15 protein-coding genes are annotated in these 18,238 nt (G+C 43.3%); 7 read left to right on the forward strand and 8 right to left on the reverse strand.

Annotation, left to right across the window (positions count from 1 at the left end):
• Positions 1 to 58: 58 nt before the first annotated feature.
• Together DIU38_RS28825 and DIU38_RS28830 are read right to left on the reverse strand one after the other, a co-directional pair.
• On the reverse strand, positions 59 to 1,738 hold the full coding sequence (locus DIU38_RS28825) for a PspC domain-containing protein (protein ID WP_112656092.1): 1,680 nt from the start codon (positions 1,736 to 1,738) through the stop codon (positions 59 to 61).
• 25 nt (positions 1,739 to 1,763) lie between these two features.
• A complete protein-coding gene (locus DIU38_RS28830) occupies positions 1,764 to 2,096 on the reverse strand; it encodes a PadR family transcriptional regulator (protein ID WP_112656094.1) in 333 nt (110 codons plus the stop codon).
• A gap of 228 nt (positions 2,097 to 2,324) precedes the next feature.
• On the opposite strand from DIU38_RS28830, the gene DIU38_RS28835 reads away from it, so the two are divergent.
• The 3 genes from DIU38_RS28835 to DIU38_RS28845 are packed head-to-tail and all read left to right on the forward strand — an operon-like array spanning position 2,325 to position 7,869.
• Positions 2,325 to 5,468 carry a SusC/RagA family TonB-linked outer membrane protein gene (locus DIU38_RS28835; protein ID WP_167516307.1) on the forward strand — a complete coding sequence of 1,048 codons (3,144 nt, stop codon included), beginning with the start codon at positions 2,325 to 2,327 and terminating at the stop codon, positions 5,466 to 5,468.
• A 20-nt stretch (positions 5,469 to 5,488) separates the two neighbouring features.
• Positions 5,489 to 6,946 (forward strand): SusD/RagB family nutrient-binding outer membrane lipoprotein, encoded by a 1,458-nt coding sequence (locus DIU38_RS28840; RefSeq protein WP_112656098.1) that lies wholly within the window; start codon positions 5,489 to 5,491, stop codon positions 6,944 to 6,946.
• A gap of 17 nt (positions 6,947 to 6,963) precedes the next feature.
• Complete coding sequence (locus DIU38_RS28845) at positions 6,964 to 7,869, forward strand: DUF1735 domain-containing protein (protein ID WP_112656100.1); 906 nt, start codon at positions 6,964 to 6,966, stop codon at positions 7,867 to 7,869.
• A 190-nt stretch (positions 7,870 to 8,059) separates the two neighbouring features.
• Here DIU38_RS28845 and DIU38_RS28850 read toward each other — a convergent pair whose 3' ends face one another.
• Positions 8,060 to 8,467, reverse strand: a complete 408-nt coding sequence (locus tag DIU38_RS28850) for a DoxX family protein (RefSeq protein ID WP_112656102.1) — start codon at positions 8,465 to 8,467, stop codon at positions 8,060 to 8,062.
• A gap of 452 nt (positions 8,468 to 8,919) precedes the next feature.
• On the opposite strand from DIU38_RS28850, the gene DIU38_RS28855 reads away from it, so the two are divergent.
• From DIU38_RS28855 to DIU38_RS28865, 3 genes are all read left to right on the forward strand, one after another.
• Entirely contained in the window at positions 8,920 to 10,224 is a 1,305-nt protein-coding gene (locus DIU38_RS28855; protein WP_112656104.1) for an amidohydrolase, read from the forward strand.
• A 123-nt stretch (positions 10,225 to 10,347) separates the two neighbouring features.
• Positions 10,348 to 10,854, forward strand: coding sequence for a DUF4440 domain-containing protein (locus DIU38_RS28860; RefSeq protein WP_112656106.1), 507 nt, complete (start codon positions 10,348 to 10,350; stop codon positions 10,852 to 10,854).
• A 109-nt stretch (positions 10,855 to 10,963) separates the two neighbouring features.
• Positions 10,964 to 11,752, forward strand: a complete 789-nt coding sequence (locus DIU38_RS28865) for a hypothetical protein (RefSeq protein ID WP_112656108.1) — start codon at positions 10,964 to 10,966, stop codon at positions 11,750 to 11,752.
• A 153-nt stretch (positions 11,753 to 11,905) separates the two neighbouring features.
• Here DIU38_RS28865 and DIU38_RS28870 read toward each other — a convergent pair whose 3' ends face one another.
• Positions 11,906 to 13,468 (reverse strand): glycoside hydrolase family 10 protein, encoded by a 1,563-nt coding sequence (locus DIU38_RS28870; RefSeq protein WP_112656110.1) that lies wholly within the window; start codon positions 13,466 to 13,468, stop codon positions 11,906 to 11,908.
• Between the two features lie 337 nt (positions 13,469 to 13,805).
• Between DIU38_RS28870 and DIU38_RS28875 the strand changes: the two genes are divergently transcribed.
• Positions 13,806 to 14,723, forward strand: coding sequence for a hypothetical protein (locus DIU38_RS28875; protein WP_112656112.1), 918 nt, complete (start codon positions 13,806 to 13,808; stop codon positions 14,721 to 14,723).
• A 162-nt stretch (positions 14,724 to 14,885) separates the two neighbouring features.
• Here the strand turns inward: DIU38_RS28875 and DIU38_RS28880 are convergent, their stop codons facing one another.
• The 4 genes from DIU38_RS28880 to DIU38_RS28895 all read right to left on the reverse strand — a co-directional run bounded on the left by DIU38_RS28880 (position 14,886) and on the right by DIU38_RS28895 (position 18,098).
• The gene (locus DIU38_RS28880) at positions 14,886 to 16,301 is read right to left on the reverse strand and encodes a hypothetical protein (RefSeq protein WP_112656114.1); all 1,416 of its coding nucleotides are present in this window, start codon (positions 16,299 to 16,301) and stop codon (positions 14,886 to 14,888) included.
• A gap of 12 nt (positions 16,302 to 16,313) precedes the next feature.
• Complete coding sequence (locus DIU38_RS28885) at positions 16,314 to 17,114, reverse strand: hypothetical protein (RefSeq protein WP_146750463.1); 801 nt, start codon at positions 17,112 to 17,114, stop codon at positions 16,314 to 16,316.
• A gap of 24 nt (positions 17,115 to 17,138) precedes the next feature.
• A complete protein-coding gene (locus tag DIU38_RS28890) occupies positions 17,139 to 17,639 on the reverse strand; it encodes a heavy-metal-associated domain-containing protein (RefSeq protein WP_112656116.1) in 501 nt (166 codons plus the stop codon).
• A 69-nt stretch (positions 17,640 to 17,708) separates the two neighbouring features.
• On the reverse strand, positions 17,709 to 18,098 hold the full coding sequence (locus DIU38_RS28895) for an HYC_CC_PP family protein (RefSeq protein ID WP_112656118.1): 390 nt from the start codon (positions 18,096 to 18,098) through the stop codon (positions 17,709 to 17,711).
• Positions 18,099 to 18,238 lie beyond the last annotated feature (140 nt).

Below are 18,238 nucleotides of genomic sequence, written 5' to 3' on the forward strand. Positions count from 1 at the left end.
GCCCGCTAAAAATTAGCAGGCTTATATATTTAAAAATGCTTTTCATAGGATGGTGCTTTTATTGTGCTTTTGCAGTATCGGGGCTTGCCTGCAAAGTATCCTGTTCCTGTCTGAGAGCCTTTAAACTATCGGCTTTAAATTTGGCCGCCTTCACTGGGTCAACTTTACATTCTAACCCATTGGCAGTCATGATATAGGTGGCTGTGGTAATGCCATCACCATCGCTTTTGCAGTCATATATATTAAAGTTGATGTTGCGATCGAGTTTTTGATCAATAATGATCTTAGCGTTAAGCGGTACTTTTAGGGTTAGATGTAATTCCTGCCCGCGCCATAAAAAGCCTTTAGGCATTTCCAGGTGGCGATCGAAATTTAATACCGAATCTTTTTGCTCAAAACGATAGGAAGCGCTGCGGGCGTTGATCAAGGCTTCTTCAAGATTGCTGCCGCGGGCACTGAAAGTCTCTACCAGTACAGGTTGCGGCACATCGCTCTTTTCAATATCGATGTTAACATTGCGGTTTGGCATATCATCGCCATTAAAATCATCATCTAAAATGATCATGCCTTTAAAGCGTTCATTTATTTTAAGGCGGGTGCTATCCTCATTGCTTAAATACTTGGTGTCATTCAGCTGTAGGTAATACGTGTTGTTTGTAGTTGGCTTAAGTTTAACTGTTTGCGTAAATTTACCGCCCTCGCGGAAACCGGCCGCCGTTTTTACGCCATAATATGAAACCGCACCTAATGAAGCTAACCAGATACATAACAAGGTTGTACCAATTGAACGGTTAAATGAAGCTTTTTTAAACAGGAAGCCTATGGTTGATAAAATAATGGCTAATAAAGGTATAGTTAGTACTAAAAAGCCGCTCGCCATAAAAATGCCGTTGGCCTGGTGATTAGTGATGTTGAACGGAAACAGGTTATAGATGCCCATATTACCAGCCGCAAATAAAGCGACAAGCGAAACGATGAGTGCTATGGTCATGCCAAGGCAGGCCAATAAAACAGCTGCAGCCAATAGTTTGCCAAGTAAACTGCCGGTACCTCTTAAAAAGGCTGCAAGGTGTTCAAAAATATCGCTGATCAGGTCGCGCACCTGGTAGATGAACGGTTTGGCTTCATGTTTAAAGTTTTGAAGGTTTTCGCGTACGGTACTCAACTCTTCTTCAAAGTTCTTTTTAAAACCCTTCAAGTCCTGCTTTTCGCCTTTCATAGCCATACGGTCGGCGCGGGTAATGGCTTTCGGGACAGCCATCCATAGTATAATATATATAATAAGGCCCATGGCGGCAAAAGGTACCAGGATAGCGAAGGCCAGCCTTACCCAGGCCGGGTTAATGTCAAAATAATTGGCAATACCGGCGCATACGCCGCTGATCAGGTGATCGTCCGGGTCGCGGAAAAGCCTGCGGCGTTCGGTATTGTACTCAAACGGATTGCCACCTGCAGTTTTGGCGTCGGTTTCGGCAGTTTCAAAATCCTGTACGCTGCCCATTTGTTCAGTAACTTCCTTAACATCTGCCTCAACAATAACTTGTTTGGCATCGCGGGCAAGGATTTCGTTAAACATTTCGGCAATGCGGTTTTCAATGTCGGTTGTGATCTCCAGGCTATCGGCCGAAGTTGAAAAATGACGCTTTACATCCGTCATATAGTTCTTCAGCACTTCGTAGGCATCTTCTTCAATGTGAAAAACCATGCCGTTTATATTTATGATAATTGTTTTGTTCATGATTATAGTGAGTTTGTAGGTTTTTCTATTTTCTATCGCCGATAGCTGTTTGAACAGCAAATATCAGCTCCTGCCAGGTTTTATCTAATTGTTCAAGTACGGCACGGCCTTCGTCCGAGAGCACATAGTACTTTCGGGGTGGCCCGGAAATTGACTCCACCCAGTTATAGGTGAGCAGTCCGTTATTTTTTAAACGGGTTAAAAGAGGATACAGAGTACCCTCAACTACAAGCAGTTGGGCTTTTTTAAGTTCAGCAATTATGTCTGATGCATATGTTTCGCCCTTAGCTATGATGGAGAGGATGCAATACTCCAGTATGCCTTTCCTCATTTGGGTTTGGGTGTTTTCGACGATCATAATACAAAGATATATGTTTTAGATTGTATTATGCAATACATAGTACTATAATTATTATTCTTTTAGCTGAAACTTGGTTTTTTGAAAAAAAAATGACGTTTTAAAAGAAATTACTTGACTTTTTGATAACGTAACATTACTTTTATGATTAATTAACTATTAACTGATCTTATTATTAACGAAATGAAAAAACTTCTACTCGTAAGTTTGTGCTTACTTGTGTTGTCTATGACGCAAGTATTCGCGCAAAACCGTACAGTTACTGGTACGGTTACGGCCAAAGACGACGGCCTACCCATTCCGGGAGTAACAGTAAAGATTAAGGGTACAACCATAGGTACCCAAACCAGTGCAGCCGGTAAATTCTCTCTCAGCGTACCGGCAAATTCAACGCTCACATTTTCATTCGTTGGTTACACGTCACTTGACAAGGCGGTTGGAACTTCATCAATTGTTAATGCAGTTCTTGAACCCTCAGCTAAACAGCTGGGAGAGGTAGTTGTAACTGGTGCTTTGGGCATTAAAAAGGCTGCAAGAGAAACCGGTTACTCATCAACTAAAATTGGTGGTAAAGAACTTACCCAATCAAACGTTGTTAACGTTGCCAACGGTTTAACTGCAAAAGTTGCCGGTTTGGCGGTATCAACCATTGATAACAGTATCGACCCTCAGGTGAGGATTACCTTACGTGGTAACAGGTCGGCCCTGGGTAACAACACCGCGCTTATCGTTGTTGATGGTGTGCCAATCCCGGGCGGATCATTATCATCAATCAACCCGAACGACATCGCCGACATTAACATCCTTAAAGGTGCCGGTGCGGCCGCGCTTTATGGTTCGGAGGCAGCCAACGGTGCGATGATCATCACTACTAAAAGAGGTACGGATGCCAAGCCTGTAATTACTTACAGCAATTCGTTCCAGCTTCAGGACGTTGGTTATTTCCCTAAACTACAAAACCAATACGGTATCTACGGCGGTGAAGGCGCTCCTTATGTTGATCCTATCACCGGTTTCTCGCTGTACACTCCTTATGAAAACCAGCAATATGGTCCGCTGTATGACGGTCACATGGTGCAGGTAGGTTACCCTGCAGGCGGCCCTAATGGTCCGGTATTGATGGTTCCATACTCTGCTCAGAAAAAAAATCCTATCAAAGCTTTCTTCAACACAGGTATTGTTGAACAAAACAACATTAGCTTCTCTCAGGGCGATTCCAAAAGCTCATTTTATTTCTCTGCTCAGAACGCTTACCAAAAAGGTGTAGTGCCAAGCGATAAAAACAACCGTACGTCGGTGAGTGTGCGTGGCGCTAAAAGTTACGGAAACTTCAAAGCCGATTTCTCGGTTGAATACACCCGTACAGATATCAGCACTTACGGTACAGGCTACAATGGTTCGCTGTTGTTCACCAACCTTATCCAGTGGCCATCATTCCTGAATATTAAAGATTTCAGGGATTCAAACAATGGTACCTTCTCAAATCCAAGCGATTTTTATGATGCTTACGCCATCAACCCATACTGGATCACTGACAATTCAAGGATCAACAAACAAAGGGATGTGTTCTTGTCAAACTTAACCTTGTCATACACCGTGAACAAATGGGTTGATCTGAACTACAGGGTTTCACATAACTTTGGTATCGACCAGGAGAAATACACCCGCCGCGAGGTAAACTTTACGCCTTACAGCATCAGCGATCCGCTGGGTGCAGGTAGTGTACAAAGTACTTTTACTACAGGTAAAGCCCCGGGCCAGGTAAATGATTACTACCAATACGGTGACGGTACCGCCAATGGCGATGGCTATGCGAGGTTACAAGGAGATGCGATAGTGACTATCCATCATAAATTTTTCAATAACGACCTTGGTGTTAACTTACTTTTAGGTAATACCATTACTCAAAAATACCGTAAAGCGATGAGCACAGGTAGCAATAACCTGTTGATCAAAGACTTTTATAATATTAACACAATCGGTGGCATTGCCTCAGCTTCAGAGGGTGAGCAAAAAATTCGCCAGGTTGCATATTATGCGGCTTTAAACTTAAGCTACAAAAATTACCTGTTCCTTGAAGGTACCGTAAGGAATGAGCGTGATTCTCGTTTAAGTACTGCAAACAGGTCGTTTTACTATCCATCAGGTAAAGTGTCGTTCATCCCCACTGATGCCCTCGACTTCCTGAAAAATAACAAAGTTTTAAGCTACTTAAAATTATACGGCGAGGTTAGCCGCGTGGGTAACATCTCAATTGATCCTTACAACTTAACTGATACCTACAGCGTTACCTCTGGTTTCCCTTATGGTTCGTTAGGTGCTTTAACTGCAGGTTCAATTCACTATAACTACGGTTTGAAACCAGAGTCGATCAACGAGATTGAGTTTGGTGCTGAGGCTTCATTCTTTGACGGCCGCATCAGTGCAAAAGCCACATATTACAAACAAAATAGTAAAAATCAAACCCTTAAAGTTAGTACCTCTGCGGCTACAGGTTATCAGCAAGTATTATTGAATGCTGGTGAAATTGAGTCAAAGGGTGGTGAATTTGAATTAACCGCCGATGTGTTAACCAAAGCTAAAAACAAAGTTGGTTTACGTTTAGGTGGTAACTTATCAATTAACGATTCGAAAGTTATATCGTTATTGCCAGGTATCAACTCGTTACAAATTAATAACAACGTTTTTGCAGTGGTGGGGCAGCCTTTCCCGGTTTACAAAGGTTCAGATCTGTTGCGTGATCCTCAGGGCCGTGTAATTGTAAGCGGTACTACCGGTTTGCCATCGGTTGATCCTACTCAAAGAAACTTTGGCCGTACAACGCCTAAATACATCCTTGGTGTTAATGCCCAGGTTAGTTACGATATCGTAACCTTATCGGGTGTTGGTGAGTTCCGCGGCGGTTACATCATCTACAACGGTGTTGGTTCAACCTTAAACTTTGGTGGTTCATCACAAATTTCAACCGAAGCGGGCCGTTCACGTTTTGTTTATCCTAATTCGGTTATCCAAACTTCGCCGGGTGTTTACACTCCAAATACCAATGTCACTGTTGCCGATGGTAACTATGGTTTCTGGCAAAGTTCTGCTTATAACACCGCAAACGGCCCAAGGGTATCGAGCGCTGCATTCTGGAAAATCCGTGAAATCGCACTTAATTTTGACTTAACTAAATTTATCCGTACAACAGGATTCATCAAAGGTTTAAGCTTTGCATTAACCGGTCGTAACCTGGCGTTATGGACTCCGAAAAGCAACCCTTGGGGCGATCCTGAGTTCAGTAACTCTGTTGGTAACGATGTTGGTACAAACAGTGCTTCGCAAACGCCTGCAACCCGTGTTTACGGTGCTGATCTTCACGTAACGTTTTAATTAGTTTAAAAGATAAAGAGATGAAAAAATATTTTTATATAATGGCAGGTCTGGTTACTATCGGTTTATCCGGTTGTAAGAAGGACTTCTTAGAACTTTCGGTGAACCCGAACACGCCGTCGGTCACCACTCCGCAATTTACTTTGGCCGGTGCACTTAAAGTAGCGTCGGATATCGTTAATATCAATTACCCTCACTACGGCGTTTGGGCAGGTCAGTTATCACCAAGCGGTAACTATGTGCCGAGCCCGCAGTTGCAGCAATACCAGTTCACTACTGATAACTATCAGGTATTTGCCCCGCTATATGCAAACTTAACCAACTTTAACACGCTGGAAACTATTTCTGCTGATGCTTCATTTGCAAAATTCAGGGCGATTGCCAAAATCATGAAAGCGTATGATTTTGAACAGCTGGTTGATAATTATAACAATGTTCCTTACACAGAGGCATTTAACTCGTCAAAAACGCTGTTCCCCAAATATGATAAAGGTGCTGATATTTATGCCGACCTGATTAAACAAATCGATGCAGCTATCGCATTAATTGACGGTAACGCTTCAGCTACCAGCCCTGATGTTTCAGACATCGTATTTAAAGGCGATATGGCTAAATGGAAATTGTTTGCCAACACTTTAAAATTACGTTTGGCTGTTCGCGGTAAACTAACTGCTACATTACCAGCTTCGGGTGATGCTAACTATCTTAACGCAAGTGTGAAAGCCGCTACGCAACCTGGTTATGCCAATAGCGACGCGGTAGGTGGCCAGCAAAGCCCATTCTGGAGAAGCTTTGGTTTTGATCAGAATGGTAACCCAACCGGTAACAACGCATATTATCGTGCCAATGCATACGAATTAGGTATATTAACTGCTACTAATGATACACTAAGAGCCAGGGCGTTTTATGCTGCAATAGCCAATGATCCGAAGAAAATCAAACGTGTTGGTATCATATTTGGTGATGATTCTGCTGTTCCGAATGCGGGTACAAGCGCTATCGGCCCGGGCTTGTTGAAATCAGCTACACAGGATGGCATCCTGATGTCATCAGCCGAGTCGTACTTCCTTCAGGCTGAAGCTGTAGTGAACGGAACTATTACGGGTAATGCGCAAACTCTGTACGAAAGCGGTATAACAGCATCGTTTGTTGCTTTAGGCCTTAGTGCGGATGATGCCAAAACTTACTACAATCAGCCAATTGCTAATGTAAGCTGGGCGGCGAGCACTAATAAACTTCAGGCTATCATTACTCAAAAATGGATTTCATTAACCGGTTACGGAAGTCTTGAAGCTTATAACGAGATCAGAAGAACAGGCTATCCTGCTGTACCAAGATCAATTGATTCAAAAGCAATTGGTACAGGTTTACCAACCAGGGTGTTTTATCCAACTTCTGAGTATCAGCAAAACGCCGATAACGTAGGTAAAGAAGGAACCATTGACCCATTCAAATCAAAGATTTTCTGGGCTAAATAATTTAAAACGAGATAGATATGAAAAAGTTTATATATTCGAAGCTAACGGGCCTTATCCTGTTGGCGGGTGTAACATTACTTAGCTCGTGCCTTAAAGATGACAGGTACGTAGACTTTGGGGCATCAAAACCTATTGCCGAATTACCGATAAGCGGTTTGACAAATTTTAGTAAAGATGCGTTCACAGAAGCGGGTGATACTATTGTTAGGCAGTTTGCAGTTAATATTGCGTCGCCGTCAATCCCGACAACTGATACGAAAGTAACTTTGGCAGTTGATAACTCGGTTATTGCAGCTTACGCGAAAATTGATAACAGCGTTTCTTATGTTGCTATGCCTGCAAACGCTTTTGTGTTTACCGATGTCTCTGTAACTATAGCAAAAGGTACCCGCACAAAAATTGTTTCGGTTACTATTTATAAAAATAAGTTAGATCCGTCTTTAAGTTACATGCTTCCAATTGTAATAAAAGATGCTTCAGGAACTACTATCAGCGGTAACTTCGGTATCCATTATTATCACGTAATTGGTAACCACTTTGCCGGCGTTTATAAATGGGATTATTTACGTTATAATAACAGTTCAGGCACAGGAACTCCAACAACTGATTCCAAAGGACAGTCGGCCACTTTGTCTCCGGTTACTCCAACTCAATTTGAAGTTGCTTCCGGATACCTGGGATTACGCTATGAAGTTACATTTACGCAGAATGCGGGTACTTATTCTAACTTCGCAGTAGCGATAAATGCTGATGACGCAGCTGCTTTGGCTGATGGAACTTTGGCCGGAGCAAAAATATCGATCAGTTCGCCTGCCGAAATAGTATCTGTTGATCCTATAGCTCAGAAATTTATTTTCAAGTTTAAGGTTCATAATAATGATAACGGAACAGATAGATCGCTTCAGGATACTTACTATAAATAAAATTATTTAATGAGATTAATAAACAGGTCGCCGATCGGTGACCTGTTTTGCTCTAATAGATATCGGCTTTTACTTTTGCTTTCAATATGAGGTTGCAAAAACTATGCATCCAAATTTGTTTGCTTTTTAAGGCGAAAGTGATGTCAAATGTTGATAGGGATTCGGGTATTTTAATATTAAATTAATGTAATTATTTTTTATCCACGCTATATTTCCCTGGCCCAATAAATATTAAACCGGCAAACATAACAGCGTCTTCAATGGCATGTGCTGCATCGCCCAGCCCGCCTCCGGTGTCCAGGTGCATTAACGCGGCTACCACAAGGTTAATAAACAGCAGGATACAAACCGGCCTGAAAGCCAGCCCGATGATAAGGAGGAAACCGCCAAAACATTCTGTAACTGCAGCAAGTAATCCCCAAACCATCGGCCAAAAATGGATGCCGACATATTTCATCGAGTCGCCAAGGTGTTTCCAGCTTTCGGTGCCTCCCATTAGTTTGGGATAGCCATGATAAATGAACATAATACCAAGACCGATCCGGATGATCAGTAACCCCAAGTTTTTGTAATTGCCTAAATTGCCTAAAAGTGCCATTTAAAGATATTTTGTTGATGTGAGGGCTTAAGGTAATAAAAATGTTGGAAGGTATTACAATAAGACTAATTCCTCCTTTGGGCACGCGATAGAATAACGATGGGGCGTCAATCCTCACACCGCTGCCAAACATAGTTCCCCCGACGACTTCTATGTGAGACCACGCGATTATGCGCTTTTTCTTACTTAAGTTGATGGCCACCCGGCTCCAGTTTGTCGATGATTTAGGTAACCCTGCATGTTTATTAAATAGTTTATTTTCAATTATTTGTGTTCTTATAATCGAAATTGTGTTAACCCTGTTAACCCCCTGCAGCCCTAAGTTAACAGCTCTGTCATCTCAAGAAAAGAACCACGCTTGCTTACCTTTTTTATTGGGGCTCATAGCCAGTACTCCCCAATCTACCATATTTAAACTATTGTGCTTATATTACTATCTCCAAACAACCCGTATGAAAGCAAGCCTTATTTTATCACTATGTGTGTGTTCGCTGCAAGCTATAGCTCAAAAAAATGCCTTACGTACACAGGTAAATACCAAAGCCGATGCCCTGCAGGAACAGGTAATAACCTGGCGGCGTGATTTTCATGAACATCCCGAACTGGGCAACCATGAGGTACGCACATCGGCCATTATTGCTAAACATCTACAATCATTAGGTATTGAGGTAACAACCGGCATAGCCACCACCGGTGTGGTTGGGGTATTGAAAGGCGGGCATCCGGGCCCGGTTGTGGCTTTGAGGGCAGACATGGACGGGTTGCCGGTTATTGAGCGTACACCTGTGCCGTTTGCGTCTAAAGTGAAAACTACTTATAACGGACAGGAGGTTGGCGTGATGCATGCCTGTGGGCACGATTCGCACATGGCCATACTAATGGCGGTTGCGCAGGTGCTATCGTCAATGAAAGCAGACTTGCACGGAACCGTAAAATTCATTTTTCAACCCGCCGAAGAGGGCGTTGAACCCGGTCAAAAAGGCGGGGCAGAGCAAATGGTAAAGGAAGGTGTACTGGAAAACCCCAAAGTAGATGTGGTTTTCGGGCTGCACATTAATTCGCAAACGGAAGTTGGCAAAATTACCTACCGGCCGGGTGGTACCATGGCTGGGGTTAATGATATGCAGATCATCGTAAAAGGGCGGTCGGCCCACGGGGCTTATCCATGGTCGAGCGTTGATCCGATTGTAACATCAGCACAGATCATCAATAACCTACAAACTATAGTAAGCCGCAATATCAATATAACCGAAAACCCGGCGGTGGTAACTATAGGTGCTATAAAAGGCGGTAACCGCTCAAACATCATCCCCGAATCGGTTGAAATGCTGGGTACCCTCCGCTCCTTTACCCCTGCCGACGAAAAATTACTGATTGCGCGGGTAACAGAAATAGCCACCAAAACTGCCGAAGCGCAGGGAGCTGCAGCTACGGTAAAGATTCCGTACAGTAACCACTATCCGGTTACCTATAACGACCCAGGGCTTACCCAGAAAATGCTGCCGAGCCTGCAGCAAACTGCCGGTGCCGCTAATGTGCTGTTGCGCCCCCCAGTAACCGGTGCCGAAGATTTTAGCTTTTACCAGGAAAAGGTACCGGGCTTGTTCATATTTTTGGGCGGTATGCCAAAGGGAGGCGATCCGTTGAAAGCACCATCGCACCATACGCCCGATTTTTATATTGATGAAAGCGGCTTTAGTTTAGGTGTAAAAGCCTTGTGTAATATGACCATTGATTACATGAACAACAAGAAATAAGTTACTCAGTACCCTATAGCTCTTTTTAATTTAGCTGAAACAATAGCGATCAAAAAGTATTTTTACAACGGCTTATTCGTATATTGAACGGCTTTAATAGCATAGTGTGAAATTGTTAAGATCATGAAAAAGCATTTACTACCCCTTTTATGCCTGTGCATGTTTATGAGCAGTTTGCCTGGTATTGCAGCTTCGGCAAAAATGATGCTGCCTGCCGATACGGTAGCTAAATTAAAGCCCGAGGTACGCCAGGTTGTTGAAACGGTAATAAAAGCTTCCGGCACTTTCAGTATCGAAGCGGTATCTGATCTTTACGCTCCTAATGCCGTAGTAGCCGATGAACAGCCTCCTTTTTCGTGGAACGGGCAACTGGCTGGTGTACAGTGGATAAATTCGGTACAAAAAGCGGTTAAGGATTTTAAGATCAGGGATTTTAAAGTCGATTTGCAGCGTATCAAAACTTTTCAGCAAACCGACGAAATAGTTTACCTCATAGCTCCTGTTGAATATACCGGCCTTGTGAACGGCGAGCATTTTGAAGAACAGGGGGCCTTTTCGTTCGTATTAAGGATAGTGAGCGGTAAATGGCTCATTAAAAGCCAGGCCTGGGTACCGCGCAACGGCATGTAAAACACCAGTCTGTACCATATGCCGCCTACTTTTGCAATCTGAATTTAAAATTAAGATTGACAAACTTCCCTTTAGAAAAGCCCTTGGTTTTATTTATAACTTAGCTTCTATGAACGCTATCCTACATATATTAAATGGCGATGCCGCGTTAGATGGTTTTGATCAAACCGGGCTCGACGGCGATGTTATGGTTTGGCGCGAGGTGTTTTCTGAAGGCCCTTTACAGGAAAATATCCTTTCAGGAAGTTTCTGGAGTGGGCGCCGCGATTGGATTGGGACAACATTCGGTGCCCCGGCAGATGAATATCAGCATAAAGTAATAGATGAACTGGGCAAACTAAACAGCCGGTATACCGAGATTAACCTGTGGTTTGAATTTGATTTGCATTGCCAGGTAAACCTGCTGGGCGTATTGGAAATGCTTTCGCTGAAAACCGATATGTCGGCCCCGGCCATTTACCTCATTTGCCTGGCAGATTGTGTTCAGTTTGATAATAAGAAAGGCCTGGGCGAATTAACCGGCGAACAATTTGAAGAATTGTATGATGCCCGCGAACGCCTGAACGAATGGGAGCTCGGCCTGGCCGCCGATGCCTGGAGGCTATATGTTAATAATGACCTCGCCGGGTTAGAAAAATGGCTAAACGAAAATACCTTTTGGGGCGGCCTCCCGCTGCTTAAGCCCGCACTACAGGCGCACCTTAAACGGATGCAAACCAATGCTGATGGGTTGAGCTATATCGAACAAAAACTACTGGATATTTATAATGGTGGCGCTAAAACCAAAACGGCCATTTACCACGCCTTTTGGAAAAATGAAAGTATTTTTGGCATGGGCGATAGTGAGATCGATATCTACCTCAATAAACTGAAGGAAAAGGGATTGATTGAGTTATAAGTTGTGTCATTGCGATTGAGCAGAGAGGGGCTGAACATCGGGGCGAAAGAAATCTTATATACCCGGCTTAAACGCCTTGGATAGCCGCTTGATATAGTGCATAAGATTTCTCACCCGGTCCTCGTTTTGAAATGACAACGGGATATTAAAGTATTACGGAACTGTGACGGCTATCGTTGGAGACCTTTCACTCTCATTCTTCATCCTATCTAATGCTGTGACTACATAAAGATAAGTTTTACCCTTAATAACAGTATTATCATCATACCCCAGCGTGGGATCATATTTGATTTTGAGAATGTTTTTAGGATTGTCGATGTCTATCTTTTCACCATCGTTAAAGCGGTAGATCACATAGCCGTAAACCGGCTCTTCGTCTTTAGCTAAAGTTGGAGTAAGCCACCTTACTGCTACACTTCTACCTACGGCTTTGGCCGTAACCTGTTGAGGGGCGTTAGGCGGTATCGAATCGCGCCATAGCATTACCGGCGGCAGTGCAGGGTATTGGTAATAATTGTCGCGGAGTGAGTCGGTAAAGCCAAGCGGGTTGCTGGTGAGCGAATTGGAACTAAAGTAAACACTGCCCTGAACCCTTGGGTTGTTGCGAATAAGTTCTATTTGCTGAGGTAGCTGAGCCGGGTTTCTGAAAGCCTGAACTTTGCGCTCGTTGATGCGGTAGGCCGCCTGGCCTACATACAAATGCCTGCCATAAGTATTGTCGCCCCACCAGTCGAGCAGCTTTTGAAAATCGGCGGCACGGTTGCCTATCTGCCAGTAAAGCTGCGGATTGATATAATCTATCCAGCCTTCTTTTACCCACTTGCGGGTATCGGCATAGTTTTCATAATATGAGGAGCCGCCATTGGTTTCGGAACCTTCCTCATTTTGCGCTTTATTAGCCCAGATGCCAAAAGGACTTACTCCGAATTTGATGTTAGGATCATGCGCATGAACGCTGTCGGCAATCATATGTATCAGCAGGTCCACATTGTGGCGGCGCCAGTCTTTAATATTATCGTAACCTTCGCCGTACTTTCTAAATGTTTCCTCGTCGTTTATTTTTTGACCTGCAATTGGATAGGGATAAAAATAATCGTCCATGTGTACGCCGTCTATGTCGTAATTATCTACAACATCCAGTATCACCTGTACAATATAATCGCGCACTTCGGGCAGGCCGGGGTTAAAAGTTTTAATACCGCCGTAGGTAAAGAACCATTCAGGCTTTATTTTAGTAATATGCTGCGGACTAAGCGCTGCAAAGTTGCCGTCAAAAGTAGCGCGGTAAGGGTTAAACCAGGCGTGCAGTTCCATGCCGCGTTTATGTGCTTCGGTGATGGCAAATTCAAGCGGGTCATAGTTGGGGCTTGGGGCCTGGCCCTGTTTACCGGTTAAATATTTCGACCAAGGCTCACGGCTTTTGGCATAAAATGCGTCGGCAGCGGGCCGCACCTGAAGCATAACCGCATTGATCCCGGTTTCCTGGTGCGAATTTAGTATATCGATAAGCTCTTGTTTCTGCTTTTCTGAAGGCGATTTGGAGTTGGTTGGCCAGTCGATGTTAACCACGGTGGCTATCCATACCCCCCTGAATTCGCGTTTGGGCTGCATTTTTACATCAACCGGTGCCGGTACAAGATCGGCAGGTTGCGCATTGACTGTTAAACTTGTAAACAGGATTATAATCAGGAGTATGAACCGTTGGTATATATGCATCAAATAGAATTAAATTGAAAGTTGCAAAGATATAAACTCATAACGTAGCAGGTTTATTATGAAGTATAAAAATTGAAGCCTTATTGTGTTTTAAACATTTTGTAGTTATTTTAGCTCAACGCCTAAAACAATTGATGTAATAATTTTTTAAAAAATCATATTTTTAGTGTTTTAACGTTCAATATGTTAACCATTAAGGATAAACGCATCTGTATATACTTGCAGGAAAGCGCTTTACATCAATTAACAGTTGATATTTCGTTAAAAACTAAACACTATAGCTAAGCTTTTGTTATACCACTTGCTTAACTATGCTAAAACTTAACATTTAATTGCTATGGAAAACCAATCTGGGCAACAACAACCTAAGAAAAACTCAAACGTCATTTATTTTCTTATTGTAGTAGTGCTTGCTTTATTGGGTACCGATGTGTATCTGTACCTGCAAAAAAACAACTCCGATAAAAAAATAGTTTATCAGCATGATGAGCAAACAAGACTGCAAACCGAGCTCGACAGTCTTGAATCGCAGGTTGAACAAGTCACTGCAGGCAAAGCCAAAATGACCGCGGCACTAACCGCCAAAAACGACTCGTTAAAATCTACCATTAAAGTTTTGAGGGCTAAACTGGCCAAAGGTAAACTTACCGCACAAGAACTTGCCAAAGTACAGGAAGATGTAAAACAACTCCGTTATTTTGTAACCAAGTATACTGCCGACATTGACGAGCTCAAAAAACAGAACACATCGCTCACCACCGAAAGGGATACTTTAAAAACCAATCTGGCAACAGTTGCCAAAAAGGTGGATACGCTATCCAAACAAAATGAGGATCTTGGTGCTAAGGTGAAAGTAGCCCAGGCGCTCAAGCTGGCAACTTCAGATGTGGTGGCCTATAAAATAAAAGGCAGCGGAAAAGAGGTTGACGTAACCCGTGCAAACCCAGCCAAAAAACTGAAGATCAACTTCACAGTGGCCAGCAATACTTTGGCTACAAAAACTATGCATGATATTTATGTACGCGTGATTGATCCAACCGGAAACCTGATCACAGCTCCTGATTCCGGAACTTTCAGCGCCGATGGCCAGGACCTGCAGTACACCTACAAAACATCAATTGATTTTAAGGATGATGGCACACAATACACCATCGACTGGATAAACCCAACCCTGCCATTCCAGAAAGGCACTTATACCATTATGCTTTATGCTGATGGTGGTACTATGGGTAAAACAGGTATTACACTTAAATAATCATTGGCACTAATTTTTCGAATTAAGTCGAATTTCACTAATAGAAAATAAGAAGCCCGGTTTGTGCTATGCAAACCGGGCTTCTTTGTGTTTGATGTCCCAATGAAACGTTATTGCAATGATGGCGTAATTATGTATTATTTCTAATTCGTGTAATTCGACTTAATTCGAAAAATTAGTGATCATTACATTTTCATCAATGCCGGGCTTATCCTTTAAATAAACTTCAAAACCAATAGGTGCGCTACCGTAAAGCGGCTTTAACGCCGATGGTGAAACATTGAGCGTAGCCTGTACACCGCCGGTAACATTGGTGTTTTTGAAGCTGCTTAAAATACGGTTTGCTCCCAGGGTTAAAGCATTGATATTGAAGTTGGGGTTAAGCGGGTAGGCATCGTGCATGTCCAGTTCTTCGGCGTCTTTTTGCACAAATTCATATCGGCCATAAACAGCGGTTTTGTTGAGCTGTAAAGTATTCTCCAATAAAACAGACGGCTGCGTTTTATGATTGTCCGAATAATGGTTTTGTCCGTAAACCAGTGTAGTTGCTACATAACTGTTTTTGCTTAACATTTTGGTATGGATGGCTGATGCAGTGAACCTGTTGACGTTTTGCCCCGGCTCAGATTCTTCCGCGCTGTGGATCCATCCGTCTGATACCTGCAGGGCCCACTCTTTGGATGGATTATAGGATAAACGTGCCGAGTATGAATCAAATCGCATTTTATCAAAATCATAGCGGTGCTCATCCGGCTCACGGCCGGTAAATATGGATCCTTCCAGCTTTACATTTTTGATACGGAAGCCCAATGTTGCGACACCAAAAGTGATATGCGTAGCATCCTGATAATGATGACCAAGCGGCGCATCGGGGTCATTGATGGCCGAAAGGCGGTGCATAAACACCGGCGGACCTAAAGCCGGCTCTCCCGGGTAACCGAAGGACAGATAGAGATCAGCATCCTTAGCCACGCGCTGGGTATATGCTATACTCAACTCAGCAAAGAGATCATGCGGGTGCTGTTTGTCGACCAATTTTTGTCCTTTGTATGATTCGCCGGTTTGATACAGCAGGGGATAACCGCCGTTGCCCACCAAAAAGGGATCGAACGAGAACATGGTATTAATGGAGAACAGCCCATTATTGCTTACTTTTCGCTGAGCCATGAACATAAGCCAATTGGGGACATCAATCCTGTTACTGCCACCCCTTTTACCCGAATTAAACAGGTCCTGGTTGTTATAGCGCGCAAAAAAGCTACCATGTACCATGCTCATCCATTTTTTGCCATGGATCATGTAGGCATACAGTGGAGTTTCATCAGGCACCCATGAGGTACCCGAACCGTCGCGGTTCATGGGGAGATCGCGCGAGAACTGGCTCGTCATCATCATATGGTGCATGGGCGTATCCATTTTCATATTGTCCATATCCATACCATCCATAACCATGGGTTTGGTGCTGTTCATGCGCATATTCTTTTTTGTGGTATCACTCATCTTCATATCGTGATGGTGTTGGGCAGATGCGCCCACAGCAGCCAGGTTTAGGGCGACGAACACAATATACGCTTTCATAGTAGTGTAGGGTTAAAGATTAAAAAAGTTGTACTCCAGCCTGATGAGGTACATGTTTTTAGTATTCCGTTGCATATCATTATAGATAGGTGTACGGTACGAGAAATCAAGCCGGCAGGTACTGTTAAAGATCAGTTGCAAAGCGGGTGCAACATCCAGATAACTTTCGCTATGCCCTGGGTTGGTTTTGCCCAGCAGTTCACAATACAAGTTTAAATTTACCTGCTTGTAGTCGCGATAATTACGTGGCAAAAGCAAATAGCCGCCAGATAAGGTATAAGCAGCGGCATTACGTACTCTATTGGTTGAAATTTCATAGTTACCGCTGTTATTAAACGCCCGCAAATAGCTTGCCGAACCTGAAAGCGCCAGCTTATGCAGTAGCTGGGTGAAAACCACACCGCCCTGTGCACCGCTGTTATCACCTTCTAAAGTGATCTCCCGGTTCACTATAGGATTGTTAATACTTGATAGCTTGGCAAAAAATGCGCCCCTGAAATGCTTTTGAACGGTATCGATAGATAGGAACCGGTACTTGGCGTACACGCTGCCACCTTCAAAGTGCTGGCTCGAATTATAATAATCAGACATGTAAACCGAGCCATGCACCATCAAATGCCGGCTAACGCCATACATGGCTTCAATAGTACTACGGTTTTTGTACGATGGCTTAAAATATCCCTGGTTTTCCACGCGAATGCCCAATGAGCCGGTTGCCATATTGCTGGCAGGTTCTGTATTTACATACAGTTCCTGCGCCAATACAGGGCGTGCCATTGCCATAAGGCAAACAGCCAATAATATCCTCTTCATAAAAAATGATGTTAAATGAAGAACTTAGATAGCTAAATGATAAACGCGGCCGCTTGCAGGGGCGGTATCCGTAACCTGGCCAAGGTATTTTTTTGATACCGATTTGGGTGCGAAACCATTGTCAACCACGGTAAAGCTCACATCGCCGGTGAATGATTTATCGGCAGCGTTAAGCAGGCGGTAAGTATCGCCCCCGTAGTTAAATGCATTCTCGGCAACTTTGGTATTGGCAAAATTATAAGTGGCTTTTAAACTGTTAACCGAAAATCCAGAACCCTGAACCTTTTTGCTGATCTGCTCAAAATTTACCGGAACGTCATTTTTAAAGGTAATGAGGTAAGTGTTACGGATCAGATCAGTTTTGATTTCGCCAATAAACGGCAGTGTGCGTAATGCTTTTTCGGTTGATTTGGCGCAAAGGGCGCAGGTAAGGCCGCTAACCTGGAGTTCGGCTTTGGTGAATTGAGCTTTAGCTGCTGTTACAGAAAGCGCAAATATGATGATGAATATTTTTAAAGTTTTCATGTTGATCGTGTAATTAATTGTTAGAGAATAAACTGCTGATAAGGTTTACCGGGTTTAACAATTAACAGATCAAATGCGGAAGATACAGTTGCGGACAAATGTGGCGATGCCCTGAACCGATGGATTGGGAGGGCCGCGATCATAAAATTTGCCGGAAGAGGAAGATGGTAAGGCCGGAAATAGGCTATCGAACGACCAGCTTGGCAGTTCAAAGCCAAATATCTTTGCTAAAAACGAAGTTGATTCGCCCTGGTGAGCGTCTTTTACTTTTACTTCAACCTGTTTATCCTTGCAGCATTTCATTTTGCCGCCTTTTTGGTCCATTTTGCAGTTAACCGCCGGGGCATCAATTTTTACAGATGCTACATAGTCGCCGCAAATATGGAAATTAAGAGCAAAGCCCAATACCGTAACTGTGTACAGCATAGTGAGTAATATCGCTCCTGATCTTTTTACCATACTGCAAAAGTAGGTGATTAACTTGTTGATTACAAAATGTTTTTATCAGTTGGGATAACACATTGTTTAACAAATGTGCAAATAGTGATTTTGGCATATACCAAAAAGCCCCGGCTTTGCGCCAGGGACTTTCTCTTTAA

It is taken from the genome of Mucilaginibacter metallidurans, from assembly GCF_003286435.2.
GTDB classification, from domain to species: domain Bacteria; phylum Bacteroidota; class Bacteroidia; order Sphingobacteriales; family Sphingobacteriaceae; genus Mucilaginibacter; species Mucilaginibacter gossypii.

What these genes read in the sequence shown, in the direction of transcription:
- DIU38_RS28825 (WP_112656092.1), bottom strand. Translation starts at nt 1,738, where the DNA reads ATGAACAAAACAATTATCATAAATATAAACGGCATGGTTTTTCACATT.
- DIU38_RS28830 (WP_112656094.1), bottom strand. Translation starts at nt 2,096, where the DNA reads ATGATCGTCGAAAACACCCAAACCCAAATGAGGAAAGGCATACTGGAG.
- DIU38_RS28835 (WP_167516307.1), top strand. Translation starts at nt 2,325, where the DNA reads ATGACGCAAGTATTCGCGCAAAACCGTACAGTTACTGGTACGGTTACG.
- DIU38_RS28840 (WP_112656098.1), top strand. Translation starts at nt 5,489, where the DNA reads ATGAAAAAATATTTTTATATAATGGCAGGTCTGGTTACTATCGGTTTA.
- DIU38_RS28845 (WP_112656100.1), top strand. Translation starts at nt 6,964, where the DNA reads ATGAAAAAGTTTATATATTCGAAGCTAACGGGCCTTATCCTGTTGGCG.
- DIU38_RS28850 (WP_112656102.1), bottom strand. Translation starts at nt 8,467, where the DNA reads ATGGCACTTTTAGGCAATTTAGGCAATTACAAAAACTTGGGGTTACTG.
- DIU38_RS28855 (WP_112656104.1), top strand. Translation starts at nt 8,920, where the DNA reads ATGAAAGCAAGCCTTATTTTATCACTATGTGTGTGTTCGCTGCAAGCT.
- DIU38_RS28860 (WP_112656106.1), top strand. Translation starts at nt 10,348, where the DNA reads ATGAAAAAGCATTTACTACCCCTTTTATGCCTGTGCATGTTTATGAGC.
- DIU38_RS28865 (WP_112656108.1), top strand. Translation starts at nt 10,964, where the DNA reads ATGAACGCTATCCTACATATATTAAATGGCGATGCCGCGTTAGATGGT.
- DIU38_RS28870 (WP_112656110.1), bottom strand. Translation starts at nt 13,468, where the DNA reads ATGCATATATACCAACGGTTCATACTCCTGATTATAATCCTGTTTACA.
- DIU38_RS28875 (WP_112656112.1), top strand. Translation starts at nt 13,806, where the DNA reads ATGGAAAACCAATCTGGGCAACAACAACCTAAGAAAAACTCAAACGTC.
- DIU38_RS28880 (WP_112656114.1), bottom strand. Translation starts at nt 16,301, where the DNA reads ATGAAAGCGTATATTGTGTTCGTCGCCCTAAACCTGGCTGCTGTGGGC.
- DIU38_RS28885 (WP_146750463.1), bottom strand. Translation starts at nt 17,114, where the DNA reads ATGAAGAGGATATTATTGGCTGTTTGCCTTATGGCAATGGCACGCCCT.
- DIU38_RS28890 (WP_112656116.1), bottom strand. Translation starts at nt 17,639, where the DNA reads ATGAAAACTTTAAAAATATTCATCATCATATTTGCGCTTTCTGTAACA.
- DIU38_RS28895 (WP_112656118.1), bottom strand. Translation starts at nt 18,098, where the DNA reads ATGGTAAAAAGATCAGGAGCGATATTACTCACTATGCTGTACACAGTT.